Origin of the sequence: Rhodococcus sp. IEGM 27 (assembly GCF_033142305.1) — a bacterium.
GTDB classification, from domain to species: domain Bacteria; phylum Actinomycetota; class Actinomycetes; order Mycobacteriales; family Mycobacteriaceae; genus Rhodococcus_F; species Rhodococcus_F oxybenzonivorans.
Genome location: NZ_JAWLSG010000002.1, coordinates 840,315 through 852,621 on the forward strand (window position 1 = coordinate 840,315; position 12,307 = coordinate 852,621).

The window sequence follows — 12,307 nt, forward strand, 5'->3', positions numbered from 1 at the left end:
CTACGCCCGCTCCGGGCCGCCCACCGCGCCGTATACGTGGCGGGTGCCGATCGGCACCACCAGCGGACGGTCGGACACCGGGTCGCCGATCACCGCGGCTTCGAGACCGAACACCTCGAGGAGGAGTTCGGCAGAAATGATGTCCTTCGGGGTGCCGGCGGCGACGACCTTGCCGTCCCGCATCACGATCAGCTGGTCGCTGTAGCGGATCGCCAGGTTGAGGTCGTGCAGCACCATCACGACGGTGCGGCCCATCTCCTCGTGCATCCGGTCCACCAAGTCGAGCACCTCGATCGAATGCGCCAGATCCAGGTAGGTGGTGGGCTCGTCGAGCAGCAGAATGTCGGTGCCCTGCGCCAACGCCATGGAGATCCAGGCGCGTTGGCGTTGCCCACCGGACAACTGGTCGACGGGGCGGTCCGCCAGTTCGGATACTCCGGTCAACGCAAGCGCCTCCGCGACCTCGCCTTCGTCGTCGGACGACCACTGCCGAATCCACGACTGATGCGGATGCCGTCCGCGGGCCACGAGGTCGGCGACGGTGAGCCCCTCCGGCGCAATCGGCGCCTGGGGGAGCATCCCGAGGATGCGGGCGACATCCTTGGTGCGGAGCGAACCGATCGCCTTGCCGTCGAGGACCACCGAACCGGACCGAGGTTTCAGGAGCCGGCCGAGCGCCCGCAACAAGGTGGACTTTCCACACCCATTGGGGCCGATCACGGTGGTGATCACCCCGGTCTTCACCTCGAGATTCAGGTTCTCGACGATGATGCGGTCGCCGTATCCCAGGCTCAGGTCTTCGGCGCTCAGCCGAGAGTCGGTCTGCACGGTCATGCCGAAACCTTCCGATTGTTGCGAACCAACAGGTAGAGCAGGAACGGCCCGCCGAGGGCCGACGTGACGATACCGACCGGCAACTCGACCGGCAGGATCGTCCGCGCGATCACATCGCTACCGACCACGAGCACCGCACCCGTCAACGCGGACGCAATAAGGGGTGGCCCGGCCGACCGCACCAACCGCAGCGCCACCTGCGGGGCGGCGAGTGCGACGAACCCGACCGGGCCGGCGGCCGCTGTCGCGATTCCGGCGAGTGCCACCGCCATGAGCAGTAACCGGGCCTGCGACCACTGCAGTCGCACGCCCAGCGACACGGCATTGTCGTCGCCGAGGCGCAGCGCACCCATCGTGAACGAGGATCCGATCGCATAACCGCCGACGAGGACGACCGCGACCATAACCGGCCACACCTGACTCCACGACGCACCGTTCAGTGACCCGTTGAGCCACACCTGGGCGCGGGAGGCGTCGTTGATGTCCGCGGAGATGAGAAGCCATCCGGTGACGGCGATGAGCATGGCGTTGATCCCGATGCCGATGAGGATCAGCCGGTAGCCCTCGACCCCGCCGCGCCACGCCAGGAGATAGATGGTCAGCGCTGTCAGAAGTGCACCGCACAACGCGGCCAGAGGGATTCCGAGGGTGGCGAGGAGCCCGACGAAGCTGCCACCTCCGCCGAGGACGATGAGGGCGACGGCGGCCGCACTCGCGCCCGAGGTGATCCCGAGAATGTCGGGGCTGGCCAGCGCGTTGCGGGCGATCGATTGGGTCAGCGCGCCGGCGAGTCCGAGGGCCATGCCGATGAACACCCCGGTCAGCGACCGCGGCAGTCGTAGATCCATGACGATGAAGCTCTGTGCCTTGGTGCCGCCGCCGAAGAGGACCGTGGTGACCTCGGGAATGGACAGCGGGTAGTCGCCGCGGCCGATGTTCAGGCACAGCACGAGGAACAGCGCCGCGAGGAGCGCGACGTTCACGGCGATGCCGAGGGGACGCAGGACGAGGGAAAGCGGGCCGAGCCGGAAAGGCGGTCGTGCCGGGACGCGGGACTTCGCCGGCGCGACCGGATCGGGGCGGGTCTGGTCGTCGACGGTCACAGGCTTGCCAGCTTTCTGCGCCGCACCAACGCAATGAAGAATGGGGCTCCGAAGACGGCCAGGACGATCCCGACCTGAAGTTCACCGGGGCGCACGACAACACGTCCGATGACGTCCGCGGTCACCAGCATCACGCCGCCCAGGAGTCCCGCGTAGGGCACCAGCCAGCGGTAGTCGGGGCCGGTGATCGCGCGTGCCACGTGCGGAACGACGAGCCCGATGAAGGCGATCGGACCGCAGGCGGCGGTCGCCGCCCCGGTCAGCAGGGTGATCGCCACGATGCCGAGGGCGCGGCTCGCGCCGATGTTGGTGCCGAGGGAGCGGGCCACGTCTTCGCCGAGGCTCAGCACGTTGAGGCCGGGCGTGCTGGCGAGGGCCAGCAGCAGGCCGATCACGAGGAACGGCAGCACCTGCCAGAGCACATCGAATCCGCGTCCGGCCACGGAACCGACCACCCAGAACCGGTAGGAGTCGAGGCTGGCCTGGTCGACGATGATGATCGCGTTGGTCATCGCCTGCAGGAAGAAGGCGACCGCGGCCCCGGCCAGGGCGAGGCTCAACGGGCTGGCGGCTCCGTTGCCGATCGATGACAGGCCGAACACCACCACGCTCGCAAGGAACGATCCGGCGAAGGCGAACCAGAGGTACTCACTCGGGGCGCTGAATCCGAACAGGTACATCGAGAGGACGACCAGGAACGCGGCGCCCGCGTTGAGGCCGAGAAGGCCCGCGTCCGCGAGGGGATTACGGGTGTGACCCTGGATCAGCGCGCCCGCAACCCCCAGTGCCATTCCGACGACGAGGCCGAGGATCGTGCGGGGGCCACGCAACGTACGGACGATGATGTCCGCCTGGGACCCGTCCGCGTCGAACAGCGCGGAAAAGATCTCCGTGAACGAGAGGGGGCGCGCCCCGACCGCGATGCTGGCGAGCAACACGACCCCGAGCAAGACAACGAGGACGCCCAGTCCGATCAGCCGGCGGCGGCGGATCGCGGCGACGGACCCGTCCTTCTCGCGGGCCACGAATCCCTCGTCGTCCGCTGTACGGTCGCGGACCACCTCGGTACCGGACCGCTGAACCAGGCGCCGCAACGAGCGCTTCGGGCCGATCGCGCCGAGGCTCGTCGCGTCCCGGGTCACGAGACCGACCCACCCCTTGCCCGAGCTCTGCCCGGTGTTGCCCTCCCGAAACCCTTTGTTCCAGACCGCGAGTCCGACGGCGATGGCGACGGTTGCACCACCGAAGACGACCCGGTCCGCCTGACCGCCGCCGTTGCTGTCACTGAGCGCATCGACGAGGTACCAGCCGAGAACCAGGGGGATGGCCACCACGACCGCATCCAGGAATCCTGCGAGTGCCCGCAGAGGCAGGGGAGCCGGACCGCGCGGAATGTCGCGCTTTCCGTACTCCTCGTCGGTCGGCAGGTGCGGGAGGTCGCTGCCGAACTGTCGCGTCGTCGTCACTGCGGGAAAAGCTCCTGACGTGTGTGCACCGGAACCGAATCTGCACCCGATTCAACTACTTAGGTTACGGAACCCTATCTCTGATGTCCCTCCGGGCGGTATGTCCACTTCCGGCGCCCTGCAGTGGGTGCTCTACATCACAGGAAAGCAACTCTTGTAATTTGGTTAGGCTCACCTATGTTGAGAAGGGTTCCACCCCGACCGATTGGAGTGCACGGTGACTTCTACCCTGTCTGCCCCCGCGACCGCTCTGGACGCGTCCTGCGCGCGCCTTCGCTCATTGAATCCCGACTATCCGCGGATGTATGCCGTGGCATCGATGGCCGACGAGGGAAAACGGCGGTGGTGGTCGCTCGCAGACGATCTGGACGGTGACCGCGTTCCGCGTATGTGGGCCCGCTCCCTCGAGGACGTTCCGGACCCAGACGTCGCCGCGATGCAGGTCGCCACCTCGCTCATCCACGCCGTGGTCGGGCGAGTCACCGCGCTCGTCGTTCTCGAAGGGCGCGCGTGGGACCCGGGCCTCGAAAATTTGTGGATTCACATGGACAGCGACGGCGGCATCGATTGGGCGGGGCTCGCCGACGACACGATGCGGGTTCTACCCGACGATCCGTGGGCAGGCACCCGGGGCACGGTGACAGTGCCGTGTGAACGAGCACTCCTGGTCTGGACCGTTCACCGGTGCCTCACATCGCTGCACGCGATTTTCGACGCGATCGCGCGGTGCACGCCGATCGACGCCTCCCGCTTCTGGGGTCTGGTCGGGGAAGCAGTACTCGGCGCCTCGACATACGTGCCGATCCTCGCAGGTGAGGGGGAGTCGGCCGCTCAGCGCCGCGGTCAGGGCATATTGGATGCCTTCGTGGCCGCCGGTGCGCCGGTCCGGTGGAAGACCCGGCTGACGCGGATCCACTGAAGCGGTTGCGAAATTAGGGCAGCCTTGCCTATAGTCAAGGGGCCACGTCGGCAAGCACGAACATCTCGAACCGAACTGCCGGACCGTACCGGAGTCCTGAGGGCTGCAGCGACTCCCGGTCCACTCATGGCGGGCCTCACACCGAAGGGTGTGGGGCCCGCCGATCTGTTTTCGGCACACCTGCTTCCCGCTCCCGCACCGACGTCGTGTAGGCAGGAGAAACGAATGCGCTGCGACAGCGCCCAGTGATCCAACGGAGTGTGTGATGGTGGGTTCCCCCGAACGACAGGCCACGAACGGCAACGGCCAGATCGGCACCGACGCGATGCTTCAGCGATTGGGCAAGGGATTCGATGCCGTGATCGGTCTCGAGTACACCGAACTCGGTCCGGATCGCGTGTGCGCCCAGTGGACGGTCACCCCGGACCTGCAGCAGCCCGCCGGAATTCAGCACGGCGGCGTGTACTGCGCGGTCGTCGAATCGGTGGCAAGCACGGCCGGAATGATGTGGCTGGGCGGTCGGGGACACGTGGTCGGGGTCAACAACAACACCGACTTTCTCCGCGCCACACGCGAGGGCATGCTGACCGCCGAGGCCAGCCCGATTCACCGCGGCCGCACCCAGCAATTGTGGGAGGTCCGGATCACCGACGAGAGCGATCGGCTGGTCTCGAAGGGCCAGGTCCGATTGGCGAACATCACGGACACAGCCTCGCTCGGCAAGTGACCGAGCTCGACGAGTCGGCCCTGGTGCGGGTGGGGTCCGCCGACAACTCGCGCATCCGCCAACCGGGCAACGCCATCTCGATCGCCACGAACTGATTCGCTTGCTATCGTCGAGTAATGCCGTTCGCGAAGCGGCACCTGCCCGGACTGAGCCGCCGTGACCTGCTCAGACTAGGGGCGCTGGCGGGCTCTGGCATGGCTGGCGCCGCGCTCTCGGCGGCGTGTGCGTCGAATAACGGCAATTCGGAGACGGGCGTCCCAACATCGCCTGCGCCGCCTGAGGAACTCGGCCAATTCGATCCCTCGTTGTCAAGCGGACCCCCCACTGGACTACCCCGGCGCGCCGCTTGGGCCAGCACCGCGGCCGCAGAGTTCTTCCTCGCCCTCGGCGCCGGGGTGGAAGCTGCGTCGAGGGAACGGGGATTGCAATACCTCACCGCCTTCTCTGGCGACGACCCGACGAAAAATCTCCGCCAGCTCGAAACGTTCCTCGCCCGTGGCGTCGGCGCACTGGCATTCCAACCGCTCAACGCGGTGATTCAACGGCCCATCCTCGATGCCGCCTTGCGACAAGGCGTTTGCGTGCAAGGCATCATCACTCAGCCGAGCACGCTCCAGGTCGCCGCCAACCAGTACGACATCGGTTTCACGCAGGGCAAGGCCGCGGCGGATTTCGCGACCGCGCGCCTCCAAGGGAACGCGAAAGTGCACTACTTCAATCTGGACTCCGCCTCACCGCAGCTGCAGTTGAGGCACGCCGGCGTACTGGACGGCCTGCGGAGCGCAGGCAGTGGCTTGAGTGTGGTCAGCGATGTGGATGCGCCCGACATCTCGACCGCCAATGGTGCCGCGATCATGAGCACCGTCATCGCGGAGCAGCCCGACATCAGGATCATCCTCGGTGGTGACACCCTGGTGGTGGGCGCCTACAGGGCATTGGATCAGTCCGGCAAGCTCGCCGACGACATGTACTTCTCCGGTGTCGACGGCGACAAGGAGGCGCTGGCACTTGTCAAGAACGACGGACCCTACCGCGCCAGCATTGCGTTCCCGTGGCACCTGATGGGATACGGGCTGGGACAATTTGCCGCCGACTGGATCGAGGGGAAGCAGATCCCGCGGGTTATCGTGGCAAAACCGATCGTGCTCGATTCGCCAGGCAGCGTCGACACTTACATAGCGGACAATGCGAGTCCCGCAGCGGTCTTCGCCGATCGCACGCGCTACGAACGTTACCTGCCGCTGCTCGGCAACGTCAGTTACGCCACCCGCGAGATCGTTTGGCATGAGGAGTATGTACCGAGGTAACCGCGGTCATCTCTCGACGGCGTATACCTTCCCGTTGTAATTGCCGAGGTAGACCAGCTTGTCGGAGACGGTCGGCGAGGACCAGACCTGCCCGCCCATAGGAGTTTTCCACCGTACCGTGCCGTCCTGCGCGCCAAGGGCATAGAGGTAGCCGTCCCAGCTGGCGACGTAAACCACGCCGTCTGCCACGGCCGGTGACGAATGAACCTGACCGCCGGTAAGGGTCTTCCAGCGGACTTCGCCGGAGCCGGCGTCGAGCGCATACACGTTCTTGTCGTAGCTGCCGACGTAAACCAGGCCCCCCGCTGCCGCCGGCGACGAATAAACCTCGCCGCCGGTAGGGGTCCTCCAGCGGACTTCGCCGGAGCCGGCGTCGAGCGCATACACCGAGAAGTCCTCGTTGCCGAGGTAGACGCGTCCGTCCCCAACGGCCGGTGACGACCAGACCTGGCCCCCCACGGGGCTTGCCCAGTGCGCCGTGCCGGTTTGGGCATCCAGCGCGTACACGTACCCCTCGGTTCCGAGGTACACCACACTATCGGCGACCGCTGGGGCCGCGGCGGCGGCACCGTTGGTGCGAGTCTTCCAGCGCATCGCACCGGTGGCCGAGTCGAGCCCGTAGACGTACCAGTCGGTAGCACCGAAGTACACCGTCCCGTCGGACACCACCGGTGAAACTGGGAACGTGTCGCCTGGGTTGCCGGGTGCGGTCTTCCAGCGCTCTTCTCCCGTCTTCGCCTCGAGTGCGTGAACGTTCCCGTCCCAGCTCGCGACATAGACCAGTCCGTCGGCGAAGGCCGGCGATGGCCTGACCCGGTCCCCGGTGGCAGCTGTCCAGCGCTGCACCCCGGTCGCTGCGTCCAACGCGTACACGTTTTTGTCGTAGCCACCTATGTAGACGAGGCCGGCACCCAGGGTCGGCGCCGAGAAGATGATCACGGTGCCAGCCGAAGCAGTCCACAGCACCGCGCCGGGTCGACCGGAAAGCGTTGGAGAAGAGGGCTGCCCGTCCGAGGAGGACGTGATCAACCAGATCGCGGCTCCACCGGCCACGAGCACTGCCCCTCCACCCAAACCGGCCAGGACTTCCCGGCGGCTCGGCCCGGTTCTGCCGACCAACGGTTGATCCGTCGGCGGAGATGCCGGTGTGAGCGGTGGTGGCGCCAGGCTGTCGAAGGACGGATGGCGCACTTCCGGCGACGACCCGGTCTGCAGGCCTACGGGTCCCGAAGCCGGCGCTCTGAAGTGGAATTCGCTGGGCAGGTTCGCAACGTGCGTTTCGGTGTCGTCCGGTCCCGACAACATCGTCGCGGATGCGGATGCGGATGCCGAGGTGCGGTCGGACGCGAACTGGCCCGGTTCGGCCGAGAGGCTGGGCTTCAGGGCGAGTAGCTCCCTACACATCTCGGCGGCACTGGAATAGCGATGGTCTGGTTCAAGGGCAAGGGCCCGCTTCAGAACGTCGTCGAAGACGGTGCCGAGCACCGGTCTCGCCTCAGAAGCCGGAACGTAACGACGCTCCAGCTGCGAGGCAAGGATCTGCCACGGGGTATCACCAGGGAAGGGCAGCCGGTCGGTGAGGAGGTGATACAACATACATCCGACGGAGTACACGTCGGAGCGCGCATCGACGAGTCGGCTGTCGCGAGCCTGCTCAGGTGCCAGATAGGCGACGGTGCCGATAATGTTGCCGGTTCCCGTCAGCAGGTTACTGCAACCCCTCAGGTGCGCAATCCCGAAGTCCATCACCTTCACCGCTCCGGAATCAGTGAGCATGACGTTCGCCGGCTTCACATCTCGGTGAACAACTCCGCGTTCGTGAGCGTGCTGCAGCGCACTCAGCACGTCACCCATGACGTGGACGAGGAGAGGCAGCGCAAGCGGGCCATCCGTGCGGTGACGCTGCTGCAAAGTCGTCCCAGAAACAAGTTGCATGACGAGGAAATGCGCTCGCTCGCCGCCGAGCATATCCTCACCCAAGTCGTACACATGGACGATCGCTGGGTGGTCGAAGCTGGCAACAATTCGCGCTTCCCGACGAAATCGCTCCAGGCAATTTCCCGTGGGATCCTCTTCGAGAAGTTCGGTTCGTAGCACCTTGACCGCCACCGGACGGTCCAGAACAGAGTCCCACGCGCGGTACACGCGACCCATTCCACCGATGCCGAGCACCGCGTCCAACCGGTACCGGTGTGCCAGTACTCTCGCGTCATTCATGCGCGCCTACTAGTCCGCCAGCCCGATACTGGCGCTCTCCGGGGGCTGTGGGATGCCGAAGAAATGACCTTCCAACCCGGATTCTAATCCGGTACAGCGGAGTGGGTCGACACTTCCGCGCGGGATCACCGGATGCCCGGCGCTCGAGGCGATCCTGCCCATTCAGTGACACGAACGGGCGGAGGGCACCCAATAGCCCGGTGCCCTCCGCCTGTGTTCGCTGTGGTCGGGAACTAGCCGGCGGCCTTGCGCTGCCCTGTAGCGGTCGACGGTTCGATCGAAGCTTGCTTCTCGCGCTCGTGGCGTTCCAGCTGTTCCATGGCATTGCGGGCGAACACCCACTGTTCGGTGGACGCCATCTGCGCGCGTCCACGACCGAGGAACGTCACCGTCCACGACAGCAGAGTGGACAACCGGCTGCGGAAGCCGACCAGATACATCAGGTGGATCGCCAGCCAAGCCACCCAGCCGATGAAGCCACTGATTTCGAGCTTGCCCACCTTCGCGACGGCGCTGAACCTGGAGATCGTGGCCATGCTGCCCTTGTCGAAATACTTGAACGGCGGGCGATCCTCGGGCTTTTGACCGTGTAAGCCGGCGATGATCTGCTTGGCCGCGTACTTACCGCCCTGCATCGCGACCTGCGCAAGCCCCGGCAGCTTGTCGAGCGACATCATGTCGCCGATGACGAAGACCTCGGGGTGGCCCGGCACCGACAGGTCGGGGTTCACGAGCAACCGGCCCGCCCGGTCGACCTCGGCTTCGGACTGGTCGGCGATCTGCTTGCCCAGCGGGCTTGCCTGCACACCGGCAGACCACACCTTGCACTGCGACTCGATGCGCCGCTGAGTTCCGTCCTTGTCCTTCACCACGAGTCCGTCGACGTCGACGTCCGTGACCATTGCGCCCAGCTGAATCTCGATGCCGAGCCTCTCGAGCTGCTCGGCTGCCTTGCGGCTCAACTTGCCGCCGTACACCGGCAGCACGTCCCCGGCGCCGTCGAGGAGAATCACTCGGGCCTCGCGCGGGTCGATGTTCCGGAAAGCGCCGGACAGAGTGCGGCGTGACAATTCGGCGATTTGCCCCGCCAACTCGACACCCGTCGGGCCCGCACCCACCACCACGAACGTGAGCAGCCGGGCGCGTTCTTCCGGATCGTGGGACAGCTCCGCCTGTTCGAAGGCACCCAGGATGCGGCCGCGTAACTCGAGCGCGTCGTCGATCGTTTTCATTCCGGGCGCGAACTCGGAGAAATGGTCGTTGCCGAAGTAGGACTGGCCTGCCCCCGCCGCCACGATCAGGCTGTCGTACGGAGTGATGGTGGTCCGGTCCAGGAAGCGGGACGTGATGGTCTTCGTTTCCAGGTCGATCGACTCGACATCGCCGAGCAACACCCGAGCGTTCTTCTGCTTACGCAGCACGAGCCGGGTGGCGGGCGCGATGTCGCCGACGGAGAGAATGCCGGTGGCCACCTGGTACAGCAAGGGCTGGAACAGGTGGTGAGTGGTGCGCGCAATCATGGTGATGTCGACGTCGGCCTTCTTGAGGGCCTGCGTGCCGAACAGACCACCGAAGCCGGATCCAATGACCACGACGCGATGGCGGCGTGACTCAACCGACTGGATACTCATTCCGTGCTCCTCGAATCTAGGCGACGTGTGTAACGGTAGTCGTCTTGCCCACGGGCGTCTCAGTAAGGCTTGCTTCGGACGGAATCGATCCAGAGACCGGCCGGTGCCCGCGAACAGCGACAGGTGGGTGGTTCCCTCGCCGAGGGAACCACCCACCTGTGCGATTGACGCAACTACCGCGCTCGCTCGATCCGCCGCGTCGACCGCGATTTCTCGTTTGTCGGCACGATGTAATCCGACTTGATCGAGTAGACGAACAGTGCGATGACGCCCACAACCACCACGAGAACGGTCAGCACGACCACCACGTAACCGAATCCCACACCTATTGCTGCCCAGTCCATTGGACGTACCTCCTCAGTCGCTGCTCACGCTACTGCGCAGGGTAGCCGCTGTCGTGGCGTCAGCGGGAAAGAACGATTCGATGGCGAGTTCCGCCACGGTCACGTCGAGTGGGGTGCCGAACATCGTCGTTGTGCTGAGGAAGGACAGCTCGGCGCCGCGGTGGCGTATACGGAGCGGTACGACGAGGGAACCGGCTGGGTCACCGGCTTCCGATATACCGCCGGGGTAGCCCCTCAACTCGTCGAGCAGGTCCCGGAGCCGGTCGTCACCGGTCACCGCGATCTGGTGTGCGAGCCGATGCAGAAGATGCCCACGCCACTGGGCCAGATCCACGATGCGCGGCGCCATCCCGTCCGGATGGAGACTGAGGCGCAGCACGTTGACCGGCGGTTCCAGCAACGACGGCGCACAGCCGTCCGTCAAGATCGCCGCCGCGTCATTGGCGTCGACCATGTTCCAGTGCCGGTCCACGACCACCGCCGGATACGGTGAATGCGCGGTGAGAATCTTCTCGATCGCGTCCGCAATCGACGCCATCGACACATCCGACAGGCGGTGCTCGGGGAACTCCGGAGCGAATCCGCCCGCGAGCAGCAGTTCGTTCCGCTCGCGCAGGGGAATGTCCAGATGCTCGCTCAGCCGCAGCAGCATCGCCCGCGTCGGATTGGATCGCCCGGTCTCCATGAAGCTGACGTGCCGCGCCGACACGTCTGCCCGATTCGCCAGCTCCAGCTGACTCAACCGGCGGCGTTCCCGCCACGTTCGCAAGTGGATGCCGACGTGCGAAGTATGCCGATCGTCCAGGGTCGTCATGCAGGCCAGCCTAGGGTGGCGGGGTGGTCGCGGCCATTACCTCCGACGTCATGACGAGCGGTCACGTCAGGTCGTCGAACTCGCCATTCACCCAGGCACAGTGGCGGGACGCCGAGTACTCGAGCGCCGCCCGACCATCGGTGTCGATGGAATTGTCGAAATTGCCGATGATGCGGTCGAATTCGAGCTGGGACAGCTGGTCGGCGATCCTCCTGACAACGGCGGCCGAGAGTGGCAGTCGGTTGGGATACGAGCGTAGAAACGACACCGTGCGGCGATCCGGATTGGGGAAGACACCGTCCCCCGTGAGAAGAACACCCTTCCCGTCCGCGCCGTCGCGCCAATGCGCCACGGCACTACCCGGGAAGTGCCCACCGATCTGATGCAACGTCAGCCCCGGCGCGACGTCGTGGGTGCCGGACCAGAACTCGATCGGGCCGTCGGTGCGCGCCAGCCATGCACGATCTGCGTCGGCGACGAGGATCGGAACATTCCCGAGTGCCTTCGACCACTGGGTCTGGACGCCGAACATGTGCGGATGACTGGCCGCGACCGCGAGTACTGGCCCGTAAGCGGCCACAGCCTCGACCGCGGACGGGTCGATATGGCCGATCGGATCCCACAGCAACGATCCGGCCGGGGTGCTCAGCACCAGTGACTGCTGGCCGATCGCGACCTTCGGTTCCACAGACAGTCCGCGCAGCCCGGGTTCGAGTTCGCGCTCGACAATGCGATGACCGGAACGGGTGAGGTCCTCGGCGGTCGTCCACTCCTGACCACCCAGTGGGATGTACTGGCGTTCGTCCGCGCAGATTGCGCATTCGTCGGGAAGGGGCGTTGTCGGGTCCTGTTCGACGCCGCACGTGGCGCAGAGATGAAATAACACCCCTCGATCATGCATCCTCATAGCTCACAGAGTTGCTGTAATCCCGCGGTGACCGCCGT

Annotated in this window: 11 protein-coding genes; 3 read left to right on the forward strand and 8 right to left on the reverse strand. The window is 65.8% G+C overall.

Features of this window, described 5'->3' with window-relative positions; all coding sequences use genetic code 11:
• Genes R4P95_RS10325 through R4P95_RS10335 form a run of 3 tightly spaced genes read right to left on the reverse strand, consistent with a single transcriptional unit; the run spans position 1 to position 3,403 of the window.
• A complete protein-coding gene (locus R4P95_RS10325; RefSeq protein ID WP_317744933.1) occupies positions 1 to 834 on the reverse strand; it encodes an ABC transporter ATP-binding protein in 834 nt (277 codons plus the stop codon).
• Entirely contained in the window at positions 831 to 1,937 is a 1,107-nt protein-coding gene (locus R4P95_RS10330; protein WP_109330081.1) for a FecCD family ABC transporter permease, read from the reverse strand. The genes R4P95_RS10325 and R4P95_RS10330 overlap by 4 nt, the downstream gene beginning before the upstream one ends.
• The gene (locus R4P95_RS10335) at positions 1,934 to 3,403 is read right to left on the reverse strand and encodes an iron ABC transporter permease (RefSeq protein ID WP_317744931.1); all 1,470 of its coding nucleotides are present in this window, start codon (positions 3,401 to 3,403) and stop codon (positions 1,934 to 1,936) included. The genes R4P95_RS10330 and R4P95_RS10335 overlap by 4 nt, the downstream gene beginning before the upstream one ends.
• A gap of 205 nt (positions 3,404 to 3,608) precedes the next feature.
• Here R4P95_RS10335 and R4P95_RS10340 point away from each other — a divergent pair, with 205 nt between their 5' ends.
• The 3 genes from R4P95_RS10340 (at position 3,609) to R4P95_RS10350 (ending at position 6,356) form a co-directional block, all read left to right on the forward strand.
• Entirely contained in the window at positions 3,609 to 4,322 is a 714-nt protein-coding gene (locus tag R4P95_RS10340) for a hypothetical protein (protein WP_159922478.1), read from the forward strand.
• Between the two features lie 265 nt (positions 4,323 to 4,587).
• On the forward strand, positions 4,588 to 5,049 hold the full coding sequence (locus R4P95_RS10345; RefSeq protein WP_213572056.1) for a PaaI family thioesterase: 462 nt from the start codon (positions 4,588 to 4,590) through the stop codon (positions 5,047 to 5,049).
• 116 nt (positions 5,050 to 5,165) lie between these two features.
• Positions 5,166 to 6,356: a sugar ABC transporter substrate-binding protein gene (locus tag R4P95_RS10350; protein WP_317744929.1), complete on the forward strand. Its 1,191-nt coding sequence runs from the start codon at positions 5,166 to 5,168 to the stop codon at positions 6,354 to 6,356.
• 6 nt (positions 6,357 to 6,362) lie between these two features.
• Here R4P95_RS10350 and R4P95_RS10355 read toward each other — a convergent pair whose 3' ends face one another.
• The 5 genes from R4P95_RS10355 to R4P95_RS10375 all read right to left on the reverse strand — a co-directional run bounded on the left by R4P95_RS10355 (position 6,363) and on the right by R4P95_RS10375 (position 12,248).
• Positions 6,363 to 8,573: a serine/threonine-protein kinase gene (locus tag R4P95_RS10355; RefSeq protein WP_317840474.1), complete on the reverse strand. Its 2,211-nt coding sequence runs from the start codon at positions 8,571 to 8,573 to the stop codon at positions 6,363 to 6,365.
• A gap of 233 nt (positions 8,574 to 8,806) precedes the next feature.
• Entirely contained in the window at positions 8,807 to 10,204 is a 1,398-nt protein-coding gene (locus R4P95_RS10360; RefSeq protein ID WP_109330071.1) for an NAD(P)/FAD-dependent oxidoreductase, read from the reverse strand.
• Between the two features lie 173 nt (positions 10,205 to 10,377).
• Positions 10,378 to 10,548, reverse strand: a complete 171-nt coding sequence (locus R4P95_RS10365) for an adenylate cyclase (protein WP_213572059.1) — start codon at positions 10,546 to 10,548, stop codon at positions 10,378 to 10,380.
• Between the two features lie 13 nt (positions 10,549 to 10,561).
• On the reverse strand, positions 10,562 to 11,362 hold the full coding sequence (locus R4P95_RS10370) for a helix-turn-helix transcriptional regulator (RefSeq protein ID WP_317744928.1): 801 nt from the start codon (positions 11,360 to 11,362) through the stop codon (positions 10,562 to 10,564).
• A 61-nt stretch (positions 11,363 to 11,423) separates the two neighbouring features.
• The gene (locus R4P95_RS10375; RefSeq protein ID WP_317744926.1) at positions 11,424 to 12,248 is read right to left on the reverse strand and encodes an MBL fold metallo-hydrolase; all 825 of its coding nucleotides are present in this window, start codon (positions 12,246 to 12,248) and stop codon (positions 11,424 to 11,426) included.
• Positions 12,249 to 12,307: the final 59 nt, after the last annotated feature.

Coding starts and splice junctions, on each gene's coding strand:
- R4P95_RS10355 (WP_317840474.1), bottom strand. CDS start 8,573: ATGAATGACGCGAGAGTACTGGCACACCGGTACCGGTTGGACGCGGTG.
- R4P95_RS10325 (WP_317744933.1), bottom strand. CDS start 834: ATGACCGTGCAGACCGACTCTCGGCTGAGCGCCGAAGACCTGAGCCTG.
- R4P95_RS10350 (WP_317744929.1), top strand. CDS start 5,166: ATGCCGTTCGCGAAGCGGCACCTGCCCGGACTGAGCCGCCGTGACCTG.
- R4P95_RS10370 (WP_317744928.1), bottom strand. CDS start 11,362: ATGACGACCCTGGACGATCGGCATACTTCGCACGTCGGCATCCACTTG.
- R4P95_RS10345 (WP_213572056.1), top strand. CDS start 4,588: ATGGTGGGTTCCCCCGAACGACAGGCCACGAACGGCAACGGCCAGATC.
- R4P95_RS10360 (WP_109330071.1), bottom strand. CDS start 10,204: ATGAGTATCCAGTCGGTTGAGTCACGCCGCCATCGCGTCGTGGTCATT.
- R4P95_RS10365 (WP_213572059.1), bottom strand. CDS start 10,548: ATGGACTGGGCAGCAATAGGTGTGGGATTCGGTTACGTGGTGGTCGTG.